The organism is Comamonas sp. F1-6 (assembly GCF_039581415.1).
GTDB lineage: Bacteria > Pseudomonadota > Gammaproteobacteria > Burkholderiales > Burkholderiaceae_C > Comamonas > Comamonas thiooxydans.
In genome coordinates, this window is sequence record NZ_JBCPWN010000061.1 from 1 (window position 1) to 1,218 (window position 1,218).

A 1,218-nucleotide genomic window follows, 5' to 3' on the forward strand; every position below is an offset into this window, starting at 1 on the left:
CTCTCACCGGCTTCGGCCTCTTCTGCCTGGTCGGCGCGGTCGTGGTGATGGCCCTCACGCCGGAAGCATGGCCCCTCTGATCAGCAAGCGCTTTATTGAACAGGAGATCCTCATGCTGAAGACAATCGTTGACTCCCTGCTGGTCATCGTTGGTGCCCTGCTTCTCGCAGCCTGGCTATCCGCGCCCGATGCCCAAGCCGACGAGCCGCAGAGCATCACCCAGAGCCTGCGCGACGAGTTCGCCTGCCCTGGCATGCATGCCGAGTGGCTGGATGACAAGACCGTGCAATGCCTGAAGGAACAGTGACAAATTCCGTACTGCGAGATTAGTGCAGGTAGTTCAACGGTATCCCTTGACGAGCAGCGAAATCATTCAAAGTTGCTGATGCTTTAGCGATCAAAACTTCGGTCTCGGCGGCGCACTCAATCGACTCCTTCAATCTAAACAGTATGACCGAGTCACCCAGATCTTTGAGAAACTTAAACAGGCTCAGATCATTTTTCAACACGGATAGCCTTCTGAGAATTTCCGATATCTCACTCAAATAGGAGGCACCAACCAATGACAGGTTTTTTTGATCTGCAAGAGGCCGGACTCTTACCTCACTGAGCCGCGGAGAAAGCTGGTTGATGTTTGAAAGATCCTTGCTCATGTAAATTTTGACCATCTCCGTACGCAAAGTCCCCAGAGACATGAGCGCGCCCCACAACTCCGCATGCATCGTTGACGCATCAAGCGCGGCAAGTCGATGCTCGTTCTCGCGGCGCTCCCGTCTATCAGATGAAGCAATGTACCAAGTAGCGGCTATCGCGAACAGAGAACCTACTGCTTGAAACCAACTCGCCAACTCGGATGAATTCGACGGCACCCAAATTGATGCATCAGGAAATGCAAGCAATAGGGCGCCAATGCCGATTGATAGGTAAATCGCAGTTAATAGAACAAGCCTTCCGTCGATTTTTACTGTGACAACCATTAGTCCCTCCGTTATCTGGCGGATGGTAGCTCAACGCTTTCTCTCGCCCGCCACTACGCGGGCTTCTTCATTTCTGGAGTTTCCATGTTTAAAAACATGACCATTTACCGCATTGCCGAGAGCTGGCAGGGCGATCTGCAGCTGCTGGAAGATGCGCTGCAAAAGACGGTGTTTGAGGAGTGCGGCGCGACCCAGGAGCGTTCAGTGGGCTGGGTGCCGCCGCGCGGCGAGCCGCATGGCT

3 protein-coding genes are annotated in these 1,218 nt (G+C 53.8%); 2 read left to right on the forward strand and 1 reads right to left on the reverse strand.

The window, feature by feature from the left end; genetic code table 11:
• Positions 1–112: 112 nt before the first annotated feature.
• A complete protein-coding gene (locus tag AAIL66_RS24280; protein ID WP_343497960.1) occupies positions 113–307 on the forward strand; it encodes a hypothetical protein in 195 nt (64 codons plus the stop codon).
• A 19-nt stretch (positions 308–326) separates the two neighbouring features.
• Here AAIL66_RS24280 and AAIL66_RS24285 read toward each other — a convergent pair whose 3' ends face one another.
• Positions 327–977 (reverse strand): hypothetical protein, encoded by a 651-nt coding sequence (locus AAIL66_RS24285; RefSeq protein ID WP_343497961.1) that lies wholly within the window; start codon positions 975–977, stop codon positions 327–329.
• Positions 978–1,061: 84 nt separating this feature from the next.
• Between AAIL66_RS24285 and rdgC the strand changes: the two genes are divergently transcribed.
• Positions 1,062–1,218 (forward strand): recombination-associated protein RdgC (rdgC, locus tag AAIL66_RS24290; RefSeq protein WP_343497962.1); only part of this gene is annotated, 157 nt, incomplete at its 3' end.